Raw genomic sequence first — 19,832 nt, forward strand, 5'->3', positions numbered from 1 at the left:
ACATTTAAGAGAAATTTGTGTTTGCCGATAAGCCAACTAATCTCTAATTAACTAACCTCTAATCTCTAACTTAATTTCGAAGAAATTAAGTGTAAAAACTCTGCCCTTGTTTTTCATGGTAAAACCCGCCCGAAAATGCTGAGGTGGTAGTAACCGAGTTTTGTTTTTGTACACCGCGCATGCACATGCAAAGGTGACGGCACTCAATAACTACCCCCACACCAATTGGTTGCAGCGCGTCCTGTATACAATCACGAATTTCGTTAGTTAAACGTTCCTGTACCTGCAGGCGGCGCGCGTATGCATCAACCACGCGTGGTATTTTGCTCAATCCCACCACATGACCGTTAGGAATATAGGCGATATGCGCTTTGCCAAAAAAAGGCAGCATATGATGCTCGCACATCGAGTATACTTCAATGTCTTTAACAACCACCATCTGGCTATATTCTTCTTTAAATAAAGCCGAGTTTAATATTTCTTTGGGATTCAGGTCGTAGCCATGTGTTAAATACAGCATAGCTTTGGCAATACGCTCGGGTGTTTTTAACAGGCCTTCGCGTTCCGGGTTTTCGCCCAATTGCTTTAAAACTTGTTTATAATGGCCCGATAAGCTTTCAATCAATTCGGGGTTATAGCGGTCAACTTTTTCGTAGCCGTTAATATCGTCGTTCCTGTCCGGAAGGTTGTCGTCGTCGTAAATCATTGTGCAGGTTTAGTCGCCAAAATATTCTGCCGAGTTATTTTCGGTTTCATGTAATCTTACCGAGTGTAAAAAATACGCCGGGGTAAGCTTCTATCGGGCCCTTTAACTGGTTAAATATCTCAATGCAAAGCAATTCGGTTGATGCCATTTTTCCTTTCATGAAATCAACATCAAGGTTAATGTTTTTATGGTCAAGTTTTTCAATAACGTGTTCGTTAATGATCACTTTCAACTCTTTTAAATCAATTAAATAGCCGGTTGCATGGGTAATTTCGCCTTTTACTGTTACAAAAAGGTTATAGTTATGCCCATGCCAGTTGGGATTGGCACATTTGCCAAACATTTCAGCATTTTTTTCCGCGCTCCACTCATCACGGTACATTTTATGTGCTGCGTTAAAATGTTCTTTGCGCGTTACGTATATCATCATAATATTTAATGGGTGCAAATATACAAACTTTAAGTTTGCAGTTTTTAGTTTGCAGTTAGCAATTACTATGTAGAATATTTTGCTGCACACTGCAAACTACCCACTGCAAACTAATTTTAATTATCTTAGTTGAATAAACAAAATGACATGCGGATATTAATTGTTGCTGCTACCCAAGGCGAAGTTCAACCACTGATGGATGCACTTGGTATGCAAAAGTCGGACGAGGCCGATAATCTGTTTGTTCCACGCCATATCTCGGTGGCAAACTGCTCGGTATTAATTACCGGTGCGGGCATGGTGCCAACGGCCTTTGCTTTAGGCAGGCATTTACCACATAATGTATACAACCCGGTAATAAACCTTGGTGTTGCAGGAGCTTTCGACAAAAGCTTCCCACTTGGCGAAGTATACGAAATAACCAAAGACACGTTTGCCGAACTGGGCGCCGAAGATGATACCCGCTTTATCAGTATTGAACAATTAGGCCTTGGCGCGGGTATTTTTAACCCAACCAGCAGCCTTGATCATTTCACCCCGAAAATAAGAACCAATAAGGCTACCGCTATAACCGTAAATACCGTGCATGGTAATGATGCCACTATAGCCGCCGTGGTTAGTCGCCTTAACCCACAAATAGAAAGTATGGAAGGTGCAGCGTTTTTATGCCTGCCGCGAGCTGAAGGTGCCTTGCATACAGATCAGGGCAGTGTCAAATTATGTAGAAAAACGCAACCGCGACAACTGGCAGATAGGGCTTGCTGTTAAAAATCTGAATACATTTGCACTGGATTTAATAAAAGAGTTATGAGTGCTGAGTAGTGAGTGTTGAGTTTAGAACCGCACAATCACTCAAAACCCACAACTCACAACTCACAACCCAATGAAACTCACACTCGGCTTTTCGCCATGCCCAAATGATACTTTTATTTTCGATGCGCTTATACATCATAAGATAGATACCGAAGGACTGGAGTTTGAGGTGTTTTATGATGATGTGGAAACGCTTAACCAAAAAGCCTTTCGCGGCGAACTGGATATTACCAAGCTAAGCTATCATGCTTTTGCTTATGTGGTTGATAAATATGTTTTGCTGGATGCGGGCAGCGCTTTAGGTTTCGGTGTTGGGCCGATGTTGATCTGCAAGGGTGACCCCGAAGAATTGCTCTCAAATCTCAAATCTCAAATCTCAAATCTCCGTATAGGGATTCCCGGTAAATACACCACGGCAAACTTTCTGTTGGGCCTTGCTTTCCCTAATGCTACTAATAAGGTTGAATTGGTATTTTCTGATATTGAGAATGCGGTTTTAGAAGGCAGGGTAAATGCCGGATTAATCATCCATGAAAATCGCTTTACTTACCAGGATAAAGGTTTAAAGAAGATTATAGACCTGGGCGATTACTGGGAAAAAGAAGCCGGCTGCGCTATCCCGCTTGGCGGTATTGTTGCTAACCGTAATTTACCGGTTGATATCCAGCATAAAATAAACCGCGTACTGCGTAAATCTGTCGAGTTTGCATTTGCCAACCCTAAATCAGGGCTTGACTTTATCCGCCAGCACGCACAGGAAATGAGCGAAGAAGTAATGTACAAGCACATCGAGCTATATGTAAATAAATATTCTGTTGATTTGGGCGAAGAGGGAAGGAAAGCGATAAACCTTTTATTTAGTACAGCTTTGGAGAAGGGAATAATTCCGGCGATTAAAAAGGACATCTTCTTAACCTAAAGCATCTGTCATTCTGAGCATAGCGAAGAATCTTCTACAATGATAGGCAAGCGTCTTACTTATCGCGCTTACAAGATTCTTCGCGATGCTCAGAATGACAACTTTGTGATTTGTGTATTGCTTTAATACAGCAAGTTATCATAAGGGTACCTGTCCACATGTAATTCCATTACATACTTGTAGATCAGGTTCCTGAACTCATCAATATTTTCCTTTTTGGTAGCCGATATAAATATGGCCGGGCTATTGTTTTTAGCCATCCAGCTATGTTTAAAGTCTTCAAGCGTTACAGGTTCGGCTTCCTCGTCCGGATTCATTTGCACAGGCTTGTAGGCATCTATTTTATTAAATACGGTGATGATTTGTTTATCGCTGGCACCGATCTCTTTCAGCGTATCATTTACTGCGCGGATGTGGTCCTCAAAGCTTGGGTGCGATACATCCACAACATGGATCAACAAGTCTGCCTCGCGTACCTCATCAAGTGTGGATTTAAAACATTCCACCAAATCATGCGGTAATTTGCGGATGAAACCAACCGTGTCAGATAATAAAAAAGGCACGTTTTCAATCACTACTTTTCTAACCGTGGTATCCAGCGTAGCAAACAATTTGTTCTCTGCAAAAACATCCGATTTGGAGATCATATTCATGATGGTTGATTTACCAACGTTGGTATAACCCACTAATGCAGCCCTAACCATTTGCGTACGGTTTTTACGCTGTGTTTCGTTTTGGCGATCAATTAATTTCAATCGTTCCTTAAGCAGCGATATTTTATCCAGGATCAAACGGCGGTCAGTCTCGATCTGGCTCTCACCCGGGCCACGCATACCAATACCACCTTTTTGGCGCTCTAAGTGGGTCCAGAGGCGGGTAAGGCGTGGCAGCAGGTATTGCAGCTGAGCCAGTTCAACCTGCGTTTTTGCCTGCGCAGTTTGTGCCCGGTTAGCAAATATGTCCAGTATCAGGTTATTGCGGTCCAATATTTTAACCTGCAGCTCCCTTTCTATGTTACGCAGTTGCGATGGGGTTAATTCATCATCAAACACTACAATGTCTATCTCTTCTTCTTTTACAAATGCCTTGATATCTTCTAACCTTCCCGAGCCAACAAACGTTGCACGATCAGGTTTCTGTAGTTTTTGGGTGAAGATTTTAACGGTTTCGGCACCAGCGGTATCAACTAAAAATTGTAATTCTTCTAAATATTCTTTGGCGCGTTCATCAGTTTCGTTAGCGGTAATAACGCCAACCAGTACGGCCCGTTCCTGCTTTACAGCAGTATCATAAAATTTTTGTTTCATTAATATTGATTTATCAATCAGAATGCCAAGTTACAAAAAGCACACAATAAGGCTGTTTTTGTAACAGGTCCGGCTCAAATACCGGCTTTAATTAACGCTAATATGTGTTGGATGTCTGCCAAAAGCGCAGACAAATGCAATGAATTACATGGTTATGCAAAAGTAATTTGATGAATAATAATTGATAATGAGCCGCTGAAATACGGCAAAGATTGATGGCTTTTGTAAGATGTTTTAAGTAAAAGCTATCGTCAACCTGATTAATTACATGATGGGTAGTGTTTGATATTATGATGCAAAGATAAAAAAAATACCCAATTGTCATTTCGCAGCGAAGCGAGAAATCTTTTGCGCTATGCTAATTTTCGCGCGTTTAAGATTTCTCACTCGTTTCGAATGACAAGATGTGATAAAAACAAAAAGAGCGATAAGTCTAAACCTATCGCTCTTGTATCTTGACTCTTGCGTCTTTATTCTAAAAATTATATCAACAACCTTACCGGCTCTTCTAATAATTGTTTTAATGTTTGTAGGAACGCAGCAGCGCTTGCGCCATCAACCACGCGGTGATCTGAGCTTAAAGTAACTTTCATTACGTTGCCGGGCACTACAGCGCCGTTTTTCACAACAGGCACCGCTTGTATACCGCTAACCGCCAAAATACAAGCGTTAGGCGTGTTGATGATAGCGGTAAACTCGTCGACACCAAACATACCTAAGTTTGATATGGTGAAGGTTGAGCCTTCCATTTCATTAGGTTGTAGTTTCTTAGCTTTCGATTTCTGAGCAAACTCTTTAACCTCAACCGACAGGTGACTTAATGATTTGCTATCAGCAAATTTAATTACCGGTACCAATAAGCCTTCATCAACTGCAACGGCTACACCAATATTAACATGCTCGTTAGTACGGATGGTCTCGCCTTGCCATGATGAATTGATGGCAGGGTGCTGGCGTAATGCAATTGCGGTAGCTTTAACTACAAAATCATTAAATGATATTTTAACCGGAGCAACTTCGTTGATCTTGTTACGTGCAGCAATGGCCTGATCCATATCAATAGACATGGTAACGTAGAAGTGCGGCGCGGTAAACAAGCTCTCGCTTAAACGGCGACCAATTGCCTTGCGCATTTGCGTTACCGGCCTTTCGGTAAATTTCTCTTCGCCAACTATGGTAGGTAATACCACAGGTGCTTTTGCCGGAGCGGCAGCAGCAGGTGCAGCTTCTTTTGCCGGAGCACCGGTAGCGGTCGGAGCAGCAGGTGACGCGCCCGGTTTAAAGTCTTCGATATCTTTTTTAACAATACGGCCTCCTTCGGCAGTACCTTTAACGGCGTTAATATCGATACCTTTTTCTTTAGCTATTTTACGTGCCAACGGCGATGCTTTTACGCGGCCGTCGCTATGCGATACTTCTTTCTCTTCAGTTGCAGGGGCGGTAGGAGTTGCAGGCGCTTCCGGGGCTTTACTGCCACTGTCGCTGCTACCGCTACTTCCGTTATCTTGTAACAACGGCGTAATATCAGTTCCCTCTTTACCAACGATAGCTATAATGCCGTGTACCGGTGCAGCTTCGCCTTCTTTAGGGCCTATATATAATAGTGTGCCTTCTTCATAACCTACAACTTCCATGGTAGCTTTGTCGGTTTCAACATCAGCTAATGAGTCGTCTGATTTTACTTTATCACCAACTTTAAAGTTCCATTTGTTGATAACGCCTTCAGTCATGGTATCGCTCAAGGCAGGCATGCGGATAACCGTAGCCGGGATGCTTGACAGATCAACCTTTGCCGCCGCCGGAGCAGTTGCAGCCGGAGCTTTATCAGCAGCCGGAGCGGCCGGTTTTTCTTCAGCAGGTGCGGCGGCCGGGGCAGTGCTACCTTCTAAAGCAGTCTTATAATCTTCGCCTTCTTTACCTAAAACGGCAATTACTTCATCAACCGGGACAGATTTACCTTCTTCTACACCAATGAATAATAATACACCATCCTGGTACGATTCAAAATCCATGGTGGCTTTGTCGGTTTCTATCTCGGCCAATACATCGCCTGATTTTACCTTATCACCAACTTTTTTATGCCATTTAGCTACCACACCTTCGGTCATGGTATCGCTCATTTTTGGCATTTTAACTACTTCGGCCATATTTATATAGGATGAATATTTTTTATTTAGTCTATAGTCTTGAGTCGTTAGCCTGAAGTCTAAAGTCGTTTTACTAAGGACTTTGGACTCCCGACTTTGGACTAAATTAGTCCATTATATATGGATAATCTTTTTGTACGTAAACATCAGTATATAATTCTGATGCTTCCGGCCATGGCGATTCCTCGGCAAATTGTACCGCTGCCTCAACCTCAGCTTTAATTTTAGCGTCGATTTCTTCGAACCATTTCTCGTCGGCATATTTATTTTTTCAATAGCTAACTTTATGATCTCAATAGGGTCTTTGGCTTTGTAGCTTTCCAACTCTTCTTTTGTACGGTATTTCTGCGGATCAGACATCGAGTGGCCTTTGTACCGATAGGTACGCATTTCTAAAAAGGTTGGCCCTTCGCCTTTACGGGCACGCTGTACAGCTTCGTCCATCGCATTATGTACCGCAACAGGGTCCATGCCATCAACCGCTGATGAAGGGATACCATAAGGTAAGCCCAGTTTATAAATATCGGTTTGTATGGTAGTACGTGCTACTGATGTGCCCATTGCGTAACCATTATTTTCACAAATAAATATTACCGGCAGTTTCCACAACGCAGCCATGTTAAAGGTTTCGTTTAATGCACCACGGCGCACGGCGCCATCGCCCATGTAGGCTACGTTCACAAAATCGGTCCCTTTAAACTTCTCGGCAAAGGCTATACCCGCGCCCAATGGAATTTGTCCGCCTACAATGCCGTGGCCGCCGTAAAAATGGTGCTCTTTACTAAACATGTGCATAGAGCCGCCTTTGCCTTTTGAGCATCCGGTTGCCTTGCCATAAAGCTCGGCCATGATAGCGTTTGAGGATACACCACGGGCAATAGCATGTGCGTGATCGCGATAAGCGGTGATCATGCTATCCCCTTTTTTAGCACAGACATAGCTCCGGCTAAAACAGCTTCTGGCCAATATATAAGTGGCAAAAGCCCCTTATTTTTTGCTGACCATATAATTGTCCTGCTTTTTCTTCGAACTTACGCATCAAAAGCATCGACTCGTACCACTTTAAATAAGTGTCTTTATTTATTTCGATTGAACTCATTTGTCAAACAACCAATTTAAGTATAATGCGCAAATCTAATTATATCTTCCAAATTATCGAAACCCGAACGGAATTGTTGCGAAGTATTTTTGTGTAAGATTAGTGATTAAAGATTAAAGATTGGTTTTGCAATACGATTAAAGCAGTAAAACATTTTATTCAGCTGAAACACAGCCAATTTTTATGACGCATTAAAGACTTAGTTATCAAACTATCTTTAAATTTTATTGCCCTGATTAATCCATCTTTAATCTTCAATCACTAATCTTGCTCTCCCCAAATGTGGAAAACTAAATAATGTCAATAAATTCAAGCTTTTATTTGTGATTATGGAAAAAATGGATAGTTTTGTATCCAACCTTATTCAATGTGTGTAACATTATGGACAGTTTGTCCGTTAAACAAGAAAGAAACAAGGATTAAATGAAGAAAACAGTATTGGCAATCGCCTTATTTTTCAGCGTTTTAGCCGTTCAGGCCCAAACAAAAAGTGTTCCAAACCAGGCGGCAGATAAGTCGGCAGACGAACAAGAGAGTTTAGCGAAGGATTATCTTTCTCAAATTATGCATGTTGCGGTATCTGCAACATCAAACATGAAACTTTTTAATTTTGTATATGATTGGATAGGCACCCCTTACCGTTTTGGCGGTAGCTCAAAAAAGGTGTTGATTGTTCTGCATTTACAAAACAGTTATATAACCAGGTTTTTAATTTAGATATCAAACGCAACTCGCGCGATATTTTTAGCATGGTTAACCCGGTTGGTAAAGATGATTTAAAAGAAGGCGATTTGGTTTTCTTTAAAATACATAGCCGAAGCATTTCGCACATTGGTATTTATTTGGGAAATAACAGGTTTGCACATGCCTCAATGAAAGGGGTTGCTATAAGCAGCCTTGATGACGCGTATTACAGCCGTTACTTTTATAAGGGCGGCAGGGTATTAGCGCAGTTTAAAGAAGAGCTAAGCGGTGTGCCTGACGATAGCAAAGACAATAACTAAACATATTTTTCACAGAGAAAGGCCTTTTCAGAAATGAAAAGGCCTTTTTTTTTTGCCCGATATAATCTTGCCCGGCAATAAAAAAGGCCGTCAGGAATACTGAGCAGCCTTTTATAAAAACTATATTTCAATATTATTTATGTTCCAGTTGGTCGCGGAGCAAGGTAACACCTGCAAAAAATATAATGCAACCTAATATGGTAACACCTGTAAATGCACTCCGGCTTATATAGCTGGTTATTTGGCCTATTACCGCAAAAACCAGCCCGATAATGCCTACTAAAGTTAATATGGTGCCCAGCGTTGGTTTCAATTTCATTGTGAGTTTAATTTAATTTGGTAAACCAATCAATCAAATTATACACCAATTTTAATCGGCTTTAAAACAGCTTAAACAGAAGCTGCCGCGTATTTTGAACGAGACATAAATCCCCAAAAATCCCCACCACTGTGGCGGGATTGTAACACAAGTTTACGCTCTGGCATAGTTGGCTAAGCCTCGTCTTTGGTAACCCTTACCAGACTTATACCTGTTAAAAAAATATTACTGAAAGTACGCCGACTACAGTGAGCTCGGTAAAACCGTTGCTGTGTTGTATAATTGCTATGCCGGTGTAGATTAACCCAATGATACCCAAAATGGTTAGTATTGTTCCAAAAGTTCTTTTACGTTCATGATGTTGTGATTTTATTTAATATGCTATTTAATAAATAACCCTATATTTATTTCAACTAAATCTATAAACCATGACAAGCCAAATAGTTTTGCTATTCATCATTTTTATTTTAATAATAATTGTTTTTTCGTCGTTTGTAACCGTTAAACAAGGCACCATTGCCGTTATTACTGTGTTCGGTAAATATCGCCGTATATTAACCCCGGGATTAAATTTTAAGATCCCGCTTATTGAGTCTATATATTCTAAAATATCTATTCAAAACCGCTCTGTCGAACTGGAGTTCAGGCCGTAACGTTCGACCAGGCAAACGTTTATTTTAAGGCGATGCTGTTGTATTCGGTATTAGACCAACAGGAAGAAACCATAAAAAATGTAGCTTTTAAATTTGTTGATGAGCGTAACTTAATGCAGGCGCTGATCCGTACGGTCGAAGGTTCTATCCGCGCGTTTGTGGCTACCAAACGCCAGTCGGAAGTATTGATACTAAGGCGCGATATTGTCGAACACGTAAAAGAGCAGCTTGACCAGATCCCGGAGACTGGGGTTATCATTTACAGGATCTGCAATTAAATGATATTACGTTTGATGATGTGATCATGAAATCAATGAGCCAAGGTTGTGGCATCAAATAACCTGAAAGCTGCTGCCGAAAACGAAGGCCAGGCTTTATTGATCACAAAAACAAAAGCTGCCGAGGCTGAGGGTAATGCTATTAAGATCTCTGCCGAGGCCGAGCGCCGAGCATCGCAATTGCGCGGACAAGGTGTGGCCCTGTTTCGCCGGGGAAGTTGCAAAGGGTATGACCGTTGCCGCCAAAGAAATGGAAACCGCCCATATGGATACCTCTGTAATATTATTTACCATGTGGACAGAATCCATCAAGCACTTCGCCGAAAACTCTGAAGGGAACGTTATCTTCCTTGACGGCTCGACAGACTCGATGCAAAGAACTATGAAAGAAATGATGAGCCTTAACGTTTTACAGCCGGATAAAGTCAAAAAATAAAGTAGTAACGGGTTAAACTCTTGTGTCATTGGACAGTCCTAAGGCAAACGATTAACCTATTAAATGATATTTAGATTTGTGAGGATAATTAACGCCGCAGCGTTAATACTTTGTTTAAATTATGCAGTTTTAGCACAAGGGAGTTATCGCCAGTTAACTACCACCGATTTTGGCGGTATGCCCAATCCCGGTGATAATAACGCAATAGCCCATACTAAATGTTCTATTAATTTTCATTACGAAGGCGCAGGCCAGGGCGACAGATTTAAGTTGATTGCTGATGTGCGGCTAACGGTCGACCGGCAACGCTCATGGATAGACATGCAACGGGTAACCGATAAAAAACACCTTGCCCGGATATTGAATCACGAGCAGGGCCATTATACTATATCCTATATGGAGCAGCAAGAACTGCTGCGCATGATCAATCGCACCCGTTTTGACGAGAATTATTACCGCTCGCAAGCCAGCGACCTGTTTAACCGCATCCACGCCAAATACCGGGAGCTAAACGCCAACTACGATGTTGACACCCAAAATATGCGCGATGCTACGCAGCAGCATAGCTGGGACGTATATTTTCAAAAACGATTAATTACCATGCCGCCGGTTGAGCGGGTGGGGTATTAATTAATAAAACAGGTTGTCATTCTGAGCATAGCGAAGAATCTTATACATTATCCCGATCGCGCTTAGAAGATCTTCGCTATGCTCAGGATGACAAAAGGTTAAAATCCCTTTTTCCGGGTAATCCCCGGCTTACGCACCTTTTTATTTTCATTACCGCCCACACCATCTGCGCCATACTGTCTGGCCATTTTGGCTATTCGGTCCTCCAGGCTTTCGGTGGTAAGGCGCTCGCGGCCCGGGCTATCAACCATTATGGGAAAAGCAAACGGGGTAGGGCGCTCAATAGTTTTTAGGATGATGTTTTGAGTGATGATGCGCTGCAGGGCGGCCCGTAACCTGAACTCTTCTAACTGGAATGCCAGCGCCTCGTTGTAAGCCTGCCTTACCAGCAGGTTATCCGGCTCATACTCGCTAAACACATCAAACAATAAGGATGACGATGCCTGCAAATGTTTGTTCTTTACCTGCTGACCGGGAAAGCCGTTAAACACTAACCCGCCGATGCTGGCGATATCGCGGAAGCGGCGGCGCGCCATTTCATTGGCATTTAAGCTATGCTGGATATCTTCTAATAAGTTATCTATCGAGAAGAAATCGGCGTCTTCTAAAACCTGTTCAATAGGCACATCCTCATCCGTTAACAACTCAAACCCGTAATCATTCATTGCGATAGAAAAGCTGGCGGGCTTTACTTTCGAGATCCGGTAGGCAAATAATGATGCCATGCCCTCATGTACCAAACGGCCCTCGAAGGGATAAAATAAAAGGTGATGACCTTCGCGCGATTTGAAGGATTCAATTAAGAATTCATGGCTTTGCGGCAGGTGCGATAGCTCCTGCTGTAAAACAAATAAGGGTTTTAAGGCAATAACCTCTACATCTTTTTCAATGCCATGCGCCACCTCGTCCAGCTTATCCCTGAATACGGCGGATAGCTGCGATGACAGCGGCATCCGACCGCCGTTCCAGCTGGGTATCATCCCTTTGTTAGAGGTTGATTTTTTTACATAGGCGCTCATTTCCTTTATTCGCACAAACTCCAGGCTGCGCCCCGCGAACCAAAAGGTATTACCCGGTTTTAGTTTGGAGATGAAAGATTCTTCAACCGTACCCAAACTACCGCCGCTTAACCATTTAACCCGGATATTCATGTCGCTGGTTATGGTACCTATGCTTAACCGGTGGCGCATGGCAACGCGGCGGCTAAATACTTTGTAAACCCCGTTCTCAATCTCCACCTTTAAAAACTCATCGTATTGCGCCGGGGTTTTGCCGCCGTTGGTTATAAAATCAAGCAGTTGGTTAAATTCGTTTCGGCGCAGGTCGGCAAAGGCGTAAGTTCCCGTCACTTCTTCGTATAATTCATCGGCACGGAAACCTTCTGATACCGCCAAAGTCACCATATATTGTATCAGCACGTCCATAGCCAGCAGCATCGGGTCGCGGCTTTCAAAAATACCTTGTTTAATACCCTGCTTCAGCGCCGCGCCTTCCAATAACTCTAACGAGTGGGTAGGCACAAAGTAAGCTTTTGATATAGCGCCGGGATGGTGCCCGCTGCGCCCAGCGCGTTGCATAAACCGCGCGACACCTTTGGGGCTGCCTACTTGGATAACAGTGTCTACCGGCCTGAAATCAACCCCCGGTCAAGACTTGACGTACATACCACAACCTTTAAGGCTTCGGCATGCAGCGCAGCCTCTACCCAGTTGCGCAACTCGTTATCCAGCGAGCCGTGGTGCATGGCCATCACCCCGGCATATTCGGGGTAGTTATCTAAAATGGCATGATACCAAATCTCCGACTGCGACCGGGTATTGGTAAATATCAGCGTGGTTTTGCTTTTGGCTACAATTTCCATCACCTGCGGCAACAGCTTTAAACCAATATGCCCGGCCCACGAGTAATTCTCGATATTTTCGGGAATGATAGATTGAACCACAAGTTTCTTATCTACATTGGCCCGCACCATTTTTATCCTGTCCCGCGGGAAATCGTTACCCAACAGCACATCTGCAGCTTGTTCTAAATTGCCTATGGTGGCGCTTATGCCCCAGATGCGTAGTCTTGAGTCCTGACTCTTGAGTTCTGAGTCTTTATTATTTTGACTTAAGACTTTAGACTCCCGACTTAGGACTTTTAACTTGCTCAACCCCAACTCCACCTGCACGCCCCGCTTTGTACCCAACAACTCGTGCCATTCATCAACCACCAATACCTGTAGGCTTTGAAATATTTTTGGATATTCCTTTTGAGCCAGCATCAGGTGCAGGCTTTCGGGGGTGGTGAGCAGTACTTCGGACAGTTTTTTCTTTAACGCAGCTTTTTCGGCAGCGGGGGTGTCGCCGGTGCGGGTTGCAATTTTCCGGGGATACCCAGGTCATCACAAACTTCCTGCATGGCTTTACGAATGTCGTTGGTTAAGGCACGCAGGGGCGTTATCCAGAGCATTTGCAGGCCATTGTTTTGGCGGGTTTTATAATCGGGGTGCTTATTAATAAAATCGGCAAGGAAGGGCAGAAACAGGGCAAAGGTTTTACCGCTGCCCGTAGGCGCGTTTAACAAACCCGAATTTCCGGCAAGGTAAACCTCTGCCATCTCCTTTTGAAACGGAAACTGGTGCCAGTTTTTTTGCTTGTACCATTGCTGTATAACTTTTTCCCCGGGGCTTATCATCATTGAGCTAACAAAATAATAAATCTTTTGTGCTATCAATAAAAAAGTCCTGCCGGTTTATGGGCAGGACTTTTTTGAATAAATGTGTATGTTGTTATTTCTTCTCGGGCAACAGGATGATCTTTATCAAATTATTTCCCCCTAAGTATCTTATAGCCGCATCTTTGGTGCTTTGTTGGGTTACCTGCCCAAGGTCCTGCACACGGCTTAAAATTTTATCAGGGTTTTCTGGTTTTGTGCCGCGGTGGTTAATGTTGCCTGCCAAAATGTATTTTGCTTGTACTGGCTCTGTATAGTACGTGCCTGGCGCGCTATAAACAGTTTAACGTCATTATCCACGGCGCCGTTTTGCTTAAGCTTGTTGATCTCGCTAAGTATGTAGGCGGTAGCCTTGTCAACACCGTCTACATCAGCTAAAAAGGATATGGTTACCTTATAGCGGCCTTCGGGGTTTTTGCCGTAATTAACCCTTACGCCCGGCGAATAGACGCCATTGCCATCTTTAAGCGAATCAACCAGCCTGATGTTTAAGATCTCCTCTAAAGCATCAATCTGGGTGTTGTTTTCGTCGTTATAATTATAATCGCCGCTAAATATTAATTGTACCGTAGCTTTATTCCCTGCGCCCTTATAGATGGTTTTTGTTACTGGCCCGCCGGTGGATGGATACCTAAATTCTTAAAGGTCTCTTTGCCGTTTGTTGATGGCAGGCTACCTAAGTAGGTTGCCGGTACGGGATGATGGCGTTAACCGAAAAATCGCCGGTGAAAGTAAAAGTGAAATTACTGGCATCGGCAAAACGGGCCTTGTAAAAATCATAAGCTTTATCCAAACTTGCCGCGTTTAGCTTATCGGCTGTAGCAGGCATGCTGCGCGGGGCGTAATTACCTAAAACAGCCAAAACCGTATCCTGGTAAACACTGCCCGGGGCATTGGCGTTTCTGGTTAAAGCGGATTGTGCCTGGCTGATGTATGTTTTCCATACCTCGGCATCCTTACGCGGGCTGGTAAAATATAAATTTAAAAGCTGTAACGCCGATTCAAAACCATCGCCTATGGCATAGCCTGATACACCTTGGGTTATATCGCTGATATATGGCGTAATACTAAAGTTTTTATCGCGGATCATTTTGCCCAACTGGGTTTGATTAAAGCCGGCTACACCACTATTGCTCACGATATTTGCCGCAATATTTGCCGACAGGAAATCCCTGGTCGCTGGCCAATGAGGTGCCGCCAAAGCTATAGCCTGCAATCAGTATCTGACCCGGGGTAAAGGTTGTAGGTTTTAATATAACTTTTACACCATTGCTTAAAGTGACAGTTGTTATGGATATGGTACTGTCAACCTTCATGGTTTCCACTTTGCCTGGGGTAGGTAATGTAGTCATCAATGGTGTCGAACTGTCATCTACATACGGGGTGAGCCCGTTACCTGCGTCGGCTACCCATTTTAACAGGGTTTGCTCGTTTGGTAAATTAGCTTTCTGTGCATCATTAGCTTCCAGCAGTATCACCCGGTTTTGATCAGAGATCAACTTCACTGCCAGCGCATTCATTTCGGCAAGGGTTATTTTGCCAATGTTGTTAATGTAGTAGTTATACTCAAAATCTATACCCGGTATAGCTTGCTTGTTTACAAAGTTGCGCTCGTAATCACCTGCAAAATTTGCCGGGGAGTGTTATCCTTAGCGTTGTAGGCGCTGGTAATTTGCGCAAGCGCGATTTGTTTGGCACGTTCCAACTCGGTTACTGTGAAGCCAAATTTGCGGGCACGCAACACTTCGGCCATTAAGGCTTTAACGCCGGCTTCTAATCCCTGCGGGCCATTTACTACAGCAAGTGCCGAAAATGCATCCTGCTTGCCTATAAAATCAGCATAACCTGCCTGCCCGAATGCTATCGGCGGCGAAGGTATTTTTGTAAGCTCTGTTACGCGTGTATTTAAGATCTGGTTAAATAAGGTTATCCGCATAGATTGCAGGTAATCTGCCTGCGTTTTAACAATGGCCTGCGGATGCTTAACTACAACACGGAAAAGCGTGTAATTAAAATCTTTATCGGTGGCTATTTTTATAGCTGTACCTAAGGTGGGGGTAACCGTATATTGCGGCTGTGGTTTAGCGGGCGATGGATTTCTTAATGATGAGAAATTAAATTTTATCTGCTCCTCTGCCTGTTTCGGATCAAAATCGCCTACGGCTATAATAGCTTGCATGTCGGGGCGGTACCAGTCCGTATAAAAACTTTTTACAGATGCTTCCGTAAATCCTTTAACCGCGCTTTCCGTACCAATCGGCATCCGGTAGGCGTATGCCGATTTATTTAGCAATACAGGCAAGGTTTGTTGCTGCAGCCTGTCCTCGGCGTTTTTGCCGCCTAATGCCGCCTGTGCTGCAAGTGTAGTTTTCTCGGCGTTTAAAGCTGCCGCGTCAAAGTTTATACGGGCGGCCCAATTGGCCAATAAACTAAACCCGTTTGCAAATACTTTAGGCGTATCTGTTGGTACCGATAGCTGGTAAATAGTTTCATCAAATGAAGTGATGGCATTAACATCCGGACCGTATTTAATGCCCAGTTTATTCAAATAGCTTGTCAGGTCAGCTTTCGCGAAATCGCGGGTGCCGTTAAAGGCCATGCGTTGTACCGGGGTTGCCATGCCGCGTTGTGCTTCGGTTTCTAATACCGAGCCTGCTTTATTTACCAGCATTAATTGTGCTTTACCTTTAAGCGTACTGTTTGCGCGCACGTAATAGGTTAGCCCGTTAGGCAATTTGCCAATTATAACTTCGGGGTCGGCTGGTAATGTTGCGGCTGTTGTAGCGCCGGCTTGTTGTTTAGCGCCGGTGGTTTTTTTTTTGCGGGTGCGGTAGCCGGCTTTTTTAACACGGGCAAACGCACTGCCTGCGGTAACAAGCAAGGTAACAGCCCATAACAAAATGGTCTTTCTAAAATTCATTATATGGTGTTTGGTAATATTCTGCTAAGATGCAAAAACGCAAAGGTTAGTTAAAAATTATTTTATGCGTTAAGATATAAGACATTAAGTTCGCGCATTATACTTTTATGGTGATTTTTCGAAGATACAATATCACCATCGGTATCCAAACGATCAGCACCATTACTACGGCGGAAAATAGCGAGGCCGCTTCCGGTGTGAAATAGGGCTTATACAGGATCTGGAAAAGTGATCCCCCGCCTAATCTGATGAGGTTGATATAGTGCGGAATAAAGATAGACAACACATATGCCGTAATGGCGTTAGCACCAAACGGCAAAAAGAAACCTATACCTCTTTTATACCCCTGTACATCTATCAGCCAATAACAAAATGTTAACGCGATGGTTGCCCAGCCGCCAGTATATAACACAAAAGAGCTTGTCCATAAGGCTTTATTTATCGGGAAGAAAAGCCCCCATACCAAACCCGCAACTACCGCCAGCACGCCATAAGTAAATAACCAGCTTACTTTAATACTGTCATCGCGGTCCTTACGTTTAAGCCAGCTACCCACGCGGATGCCGAATAACCCCGTACAAACAGCCGGAATGGTTCCTAATAAACCTTCAGGGTCCCGGGTTTTTGATTCCTTCCAGAGGTGATTGGTGGTAAAAACCAGTCGATCCAGCCAGGCGCCCATATTAGCAGCTGGCTCTAAGCTTGGTTTGCCCGTATCAGGCACGGGTACAAAGTTCATAACATAGTAGTAGCCTATTAACAGGATCACAAAGAGCCAGTCGCGCACCCGTTGCGAAGCTTTGATATACAGCACCGCGCAGATAAAAACACCACCCCGATGCGTTGCAATACGCCCGGGAAGCGCATGTGCTCAAACCCCGGATGCAATATCATATGGATAACCCAACTAATAGCTATTAATATAAATCCCCGCCTTAAAGCGCCCAATATTAGTTTACCATGCTTTGATGGATCGGTAATTTTGCGTTCCATCGAATAAACTATGGATACCCCTACAATAAACAGGAAAAAAGGAAATACCAGGTCGGTAGGGGTACACCCGTTCCATACCGAATGTTCAAACGGCGGATAGATATGCCCCCAATCGGCGGGGTTATTTACCAGTGTCATTGCTGCTACAGTAGCGCCACGGAATACATCCGGGGAAAGAAGTCTCTGAGTTGAAGATTTGCTCATTATGGGTTATAATTAGCCTAATGTAATTATTTTAACCGACGGCGCAAAATATCCATCCCTGTGAATAGATGTAGAGACGCAATGCTTTGCGTCTCCGGATAAATTGCGAAATTGTTCAGCCTGTCAGTGGAGACGCAAAGCATTGCGTCTCTACAATACATCCTAATAGTGATATCGTTTAAACGCTTCCATAGCAGCATATTCAGCGAAGCCTAATCGGTCATAATTTTGAGCAGTTTCCCTGTTACGGTCCTCGGCCCTAACCCAAAACTCTCTTGCATCCTCACCCGGGAAAACAGCTGGGTCTTTTTGCGACTGGTGCTTGAATATGGCCAGGCGCTTGCGCATAACCTCGTCGGGCGATAGGGGGATGGCCATCTCAATTTCGTGGGTGGCAAACTCAAACCAGGCGCCGCGGTACATCCATAGCCAGCAATCTTTTACCCAATCTTCGGTTTGTTTAAGCTGATTTAAAGCCGCCAGTATAATATTAAAGCACACAATGTGCGTACCATGCGGATCGGCAAAATCACCCGCGGCAAAGATCTGGTGAGGGCGTATTTGTTGCAGCAGATCCACCGTCATTTGCACATCAACCTGGCTTACCGAGTTCTTGGTTACTTTACCTGTCTCGTAAAATGGCAGCGCCATAAAATGGATATGGTCATCATGCAGGCCGGCGAACCGCGCGCCGGCAATAGCCTCGCTTTTGCGGATAAAGCCTTTTACATCGCGCACCTCGGGCGTGTCTATCTCGTTAGGCTGTTTAGTGGCAAAGAAGGTCCGCATATCGCTATGGATGCGCTGTAGTTTTGACGTATCATCGCCGCGGCTTTTCTCAAAATCAATAGCAAACTCCATATAACGCAGTACATCGTCATCCCACACGGCGGTGTTGCCCGATGTTTGGTAAGCCACGTGTACATCGTGCCCCTGATCAACCAGCCTTATAAACGTACCGCCCATGGATATTACATCATCATCCGGGTGCGGCGAGAATATAACCGACCGTTTCTTCGCCGGCTGCGCACGCTCCGGCCGCTGGCTATCATCCGCGCCGGGCTTGCCACCCGGCCAGCCGGTTATGGTATGCTGGATCTGGTTAAATATGTCAATGTTTATCTGGTAAACCGGCCCCTGCTCGGTAGCCAGTTGGGCCATACCGTTATTGTTATAATCTTCGTCTATAAGTTTTAATATTGGCTTGCCGCATTTGTTGGCCAGCCATATTACGGCTTTCTTTTTTAAGGTCGTTATCCCAAATGCAATCTTTTACCAGCCATGGTGTATCAAAACGGGTAAGCTCTGATGCCGCCGGTTCATCCAAAATAAACTCGACGTTGTCTGATAACTGTAGGAAAGTGGCCGGTACTTCGCCGGATATCTCGCCCTCCACCGCTTTTTTGATGATGGGCGCTTTCTTCTTGCTCCAAGCCATCAGTATAATTTCGCGGGCCTTAAATATGGTGCCCACACCCATGGTAATGGCTTTGGTTGGTACCGCTTCCTTACCGCCGAAATCGCGCGCGGCATCCGTACGGGTAAGGTCGTCCAGCGTAACCAGGCGGGTGCCCGAGTTTGGCGCCGAGCCCGGCTCGTTAAATCCAATGTGACCGGTACGGCCGATCCCTAAAATTTGCAGGTCAAGACCGCCAAGCTCTTCTATCTGCTTTTCATAGTTAAGGCAAAAAGCGGCTATCTTATCCTCGGGCAAAGTGCCGTCGGGGATATGGATATTTTTACGGTCAATATCTATATGGTCGAATAAATTCTCGTTCATGAAACGCACGTAGCTTTGTATGGCTTTGGGTTTCATGGGGTAGTATTCGTCCAGGTTAAAGGTTATTACGTTTTTAAAGCTCAACCCCTCCTGTTTATGCAGCCTTATCAGTTCGGTATAAACCGCAATGGGGGTTACGCCGGTGGCAAGGCCAAGCACGGTTTTTCGCCGTCGGCTTTACTGCGAATGAGTTTTGCAATGCGTTGCGCAACGGCTACGGCGCCGGCAGCAGGGTTGGGATATACCGTTACAGGTAGTTTTTCGTAGCGTGTTTCTTCTAATAAATTTAATCTGGCCATATATACGGGTTGGGTCGGAGCAGCAAATATAAGAACTATTTGCCTCACCCCAACCCTCTCCAAAAGAGAGAGGCTTTATTTTTTTGATGATAAGGTTATCGCGCTAATCAGTACCCTCTCCTTTGGAGAGGGCAGGGTGAGGCAAAATTAATTTGCTCATCCATTCATAATTTCCTAACT

Annotated in this window: 18 protein-coding genes and 5 pseudogenes; 7 read left to right on the plus strand and 16 right to left on the minus strand. The window is 44.2% G+C overall.

Annotated elements, in window-relative coordinates; translation table 11 throughout:
* Positions 1–65 precede the first annotated feature (65 nt).
* Both folE and HK413_RS07750 read right to left on the minus strand, forming a co-directional pair.
* Positions 66–706 (minus strand): annotated as a pseudogene (folE, locus tag HK413_RS07745) (GTP cyclohydrolase I FolE).
* Between the two features lie 9 nt (positions 707–715).
* Positions 716–1,133: pseudogene (locus tag HK413_RS07750) on the minus strand (6-pyruvoyl trahydropterin synthase family protein).
* Positions 1,134–1,283: 150 nt separating this feature from the next.
* Here HK413_RS07750 and HK413_RS07755 point away from each other — a divergent pair.
* Both HK413_RS07755 and HK413_RS07760 read left to right on the plus strand, forming a co-directional pair.
* Positions 1,284–1,904, plus strand: coding sequence for a nucleoside phosphorylase-I family protein (locus tag HK413_RS07755; protein ID WP_246230036.1), 621 nt, complete (start codon positions 1,284–1,286; stop codon positions 1,902–1,904).
* Positions 1,905–2,019: 115 nt separating this feature from the next.
* Positions 2,020–2,868 carry a menaquinone biosynthesis family protein gene (locus HK413_RS07760; protein ID WP_175269769.1) on the plus strand — a complete coding sequence of 283 codons (849 nt, stop codon included), beginning with the start codon at positions 2,020–2,022 and terminating at the stop codon, positions 2,866–2,868.
* 122 nt (positions 2,869–2,990) lie between these two features.
* Here the strand turns inward: HK413_RS07760 and hflX are convergent, their stop codons facing one another.
* From hflX to pdhA, 3 genes and pseudogenes are all read right to left on the minus strand, one after another.
* Positions 2,991–4,175, minus strand: coding sequence for a GTPase HflX (hflX, locus tag HK413_RS07765; protein WP_175269770.1), 1,185 nt, complete (start codon positions 4,173–4,175; stop codon positions 2,991–2,993).
* A gap of 482 nt (positions 4,176–4,657) precedes the next feature.
* On the minus strand, positions 4,658–6,322 hold the full coding sequence (locus tag HK413_RS07770) for a dihydrolipoamide acetyltransferase family protein (protein WP_175269771.1): 1,665 nt from the start codon (positions 6,320–6,322) through the stop codon (positions 4,658–4,660).
* A 106-nt stretch (positions 6,323–6,428) separates the two neighbouring features.
* A pseudogene (gene pdhA, locus HK413_RS07775) lies at positions 6,429–7,421 on the minus strand (pyruvate dehydrogenase (acetyl-transferring) E1 component subunit alpha).
* 423 nt (positions 7,422–7,844) lie between these two features.
* Between pdhA and HK413_RS20975 the strand changes: the two are divergent.
* On the plus strand, positions 7,845–8,138 hold the full coding sequence (locus HK413_RS20975; RefSeq protein ID WP_317169387.1) for an NlpC/P60 family protein: 294 nt from the start codon (positions 7,845–7,847) through the stop codon (positions 8,136–8,138).
* Between the two features lie 2 nt (positions 8,139–8,140).
* Positions 8,141–8,425, plus strand: coding sequence for a C40 family peptidase (locus tag HK413_RS20980; RefSeq protein WP_317169388.1), 285 nt, complete (start codon positions 8,141–8,143; stop codon positions 8,423–8,425).
* Positions 8,426–8,558: 133 nt separating this feature from the next.
* Here the strand turns inward: HK413_RS20980 and HK413_RS07785 are convergent, their stop codons facing one another.
* Positions 8,559–8,744 carry a hypothetical protein gene (locus tag HK413_RS07785; protein ID WP_175269772.1) on the minus strand — a complete coding sequence of 62 codons (186 nt, stop codon included), beginning with the start codon at positions 8,742–8,744 and terminating at the stop codon, positions 8,559–8,561.
* 428 nt (positions 8,745–9,172) lie between these two features.
* Here HK413_RS07785 and HK413_RS22130 point away from each other — a divergent pair.
* The 3 genes and pseudogenes from HK413_RS22130 (at position 9,173) to HK413_RS07795 (ending at position 10,741) form a co-directional block, all read left to right on the plus strand.
* Positions 9,173–9,675 (plus strand): annotated as a pseudogene (locus tag HK413_RS22130) (SPFH domain-containing protein).
* Positions 9,676–9,811: 136 nt separating this feature from the next.
* Complete coding sequence (locus HK413_RS17355; protein ID WP_246230042.1) at positions 9,812–10,111, plus strand: hypothetical protein; 300 nt, start codon at positions 9,812–9,814, stop codon at positions 10,109–10,111.
* 63 nt (positions 10,112–10,174) lie between these two features.
* The gene (locus HK413_RS07795) at positions 10,175–10,741 is read left to right on the plus strand and encodes a DUF922 domain-containing protein (protein WP_175269773.1); all 567 of its coding nucleotides are present in this window, start codon (positions 10,175–10,177) and stop codon (positions 10,739–10,741) included.
* A gap of 98 nt (positions 10,742–10,839) precedes the next feature.
* Here HK413_RS07795 and HK413_RS17360 read toward each other — a convergent pair whose 3' ends face one another.
* The 10 genes and pseudogenes from HK413_RS17360 to nagB all read right to left on the minus strand — a co-directional run bounded on the left by HK413_RS17360 (position 10,840) and on the right by nagB (position 19,652).
* Entirely contained in the window at positions 10,840–12,318 is a 1,479-nt protein-coding gene (locus tag HK413_RS17360; protein ID WP_246230043.1) for a DEAD/DEAH box helicase family protein, read from the minus strand.
* 44 nt (positions 12,319–12,362) lie between these two features.
* On the minus strand, positions 12,363–13,103 hold the full coding sequence (locus HK413_RS17365) for a DEAD/DEAH box helicase (RefSeq protein ID WP_317169389.1): 741 nt from the start codon (positions 13,101–13,103) through the stop codon (positions 12,363–12,365).
* On the minus strand, positions 13,055–13,456 hold the full coding sequence (locus HK413_RS19625; RefSeq protein ID WP_262886830.1) for a DEAD/DEAH box helicase: 402 nt from the start codon (positions 13,454–13,456) through the stop codon (positions 13,055–13,057). Before HK413_RS19625 ends, HK413_RS17365 begins: the two co-directional genes overlap by 49 nt.
* 55 nt (positions 13,457–13,511) lie before the next feature.
* The gene (locus HK413_RS07805) at positions 13,512–13,682 is read right to left on the minus strand and encodes a hypothetical protein (protein WP_175269774.1); all 171 of its coding nucleotides are present in this window, start codon (positions 13,680–13,682) and stop codon (positions 13,512–13,514) included.
* Positions 13,683–14,132: 450 nt separating this feature from the next.
* Positions 14,133–14,594 carry a peptidase M16 family protein gene (locus HK413_RS07810; protein ID WP_175269775.1) on the minus strand — a complete coding sequence of 154 codons (462 nt, stop codon included), beginning with the start codon at positions 14,592–14,594 and terminating at the stop codon, positions 14,133–14,135.
* A complete protein-coding gene (locus tag HK413_RS07815; RefSeq protein ID WP_175269776.1) occupies positions 14,584–14,976 on the minus strand; it encodes a hypothetical protein in 393 nt (130 codons plus the stop codon). The genes HK413_RS07810 and HK413_RS07815 overlap by 11 nt, the downstream gene beginning before the upstream one ends.
* Before the next feature lie 77 nt (positions 14,977–15,053).
* Complete coding sequence (locus tag HK413_RS07820; protein ID WP_175269777.1) at positions 15,054–16,376, minus strand: M16 family metallopeptidase; 1,323 nt, start codon at positions 16,374–16,376, stop codon at positions 15,054–15,056.
* A 97-nt stretch (positions 16,377–16,473) separates the two neighbouring features.
* Entirely contained in the window at positions 16,474–17,190 is a 717-nt protein-coding gene (locus HK413_RS07825) for an acyltransferase family protein (RefSeq protein WP_246230045.1), read from the minus strand.
* A complete protein-coding gene (locus HK413_RS17370) occupies positions 17,142–17,573 on the minus strand; it encodes a heparan-alpha-glucosaminide N-acetyltransferase domain-containing protein (RefSeq protein WP_246230047.1) in 432 nt (143 codons plus the stop codon). The genes HK413_RS07825 and HK413_RS17370 overlap by 49 nt, the downstream gene beginning before the upstream one ends.
* A gap of 162 nt (positions 17,574–17,735) precedes the next feature.
* Positions 17,736–19,652, minus strand: a pseudogene (nagB, locus tag HK413_RS07830) (glucosamine-6-phosphate deaminase).
* Between the last annotated feature and the right edge of the window lie 180 nt (positions 19,653–19,832).

The sequence above is a fragment of the Mucilaginibacter humi genome, assembly GCF_013087555.1.

What these genes read in the sequence shown, in the direction of transcription:
- HK413_RS07815 (WP_175269776.1), bottom strand. Translation starts at nt 14,976, where the DNA reads ATGAATGCGCTGGCAGTGAAGTTGATCTCTGATCAAAACCGGGTGATA.
- HK413_RS07755 (WP_246230036.1), top strand. Translation starts at nt 1,284, where the DNA reads ATGCGGATATTAATTGTTGCTGCTACCCAAGGCGAAGTTCAACCACTG.
- hflX (WP_175269770.1), bottom strand. Translation starts at nt 4,175, where the DNA reads ATGAAACAAAAATTTTATGATACTGCTGTAAAGCAGGAACGGGCCGTA.
- HK413_RS07820 (WP_175269777.1), bottom strand. Translation starts at nt 16,376, where the DNA reads ATGAATTTTAGAAAGACCATTTTGTTATGGGCTGTTACCTTGCTTGTT.
- HK413_RS07760 (WP_175269769.1), top strand. Translation starts at nt 2,020, where the DNA reads ATGAAACTCACACTCGGCTTTTCGCCATGCCCAAATGATACTTTTATT.
- HK413_RS17360 (WP_246230043.1), bottom strand. Translation starts at nt 12,318, where the DNA reads ATGCAACGCGCTGGGCGCAGCGGGCACCATCCCGGCGCTATATCAAAA.
- HK413_RS20975 (WP_317169387.1), top strand. Translation starts at nt 7,845, where the DNA reads ATGAAGAAAACAGTATTGGCAATCGCCTTATTTTTCAGCGTTTTAGCC.
- HK413_RS07795 (WP_175269773.1), top strand. Translation starts at nt 10,175, where the DNA reads ATGATATTTAGATTTGTGAGGATAATTAACGCCGCAGCGTTAATACTT.
- HK413_RS07785 (WP_175269772.1), bottom strand. Translation starts at nt 8,744, where the DNA reads ATGAAATTGAAACCAACGCTGGGCACCATATTAACTTTAGTAGGCATT.
- HK413_RS07770 (WP_175269771.1), bottom strand. Translation starts at nt 6,322, where the DNA reads ATGGCCGAAGTAGTTAAAATGCCAAAAATGAGCGATACCATGACCGAA.
- HK413_RS17355 (WP_246230042.1), top strand. Translation starts at nt 9,812, where the DNA reads ATGCTATTAAGATCTCTGCCGAGGCCGAGCGCCGAGCATCGCAATTGC.
- HK413_RS17370 (WP_246230047.1), bottom strand. Translation starts at nt 17,573, where the DNA reads ATGAGCAAATCTTCAACTCAGAGACTTCTTTCCCCGGATGTATTCCGT.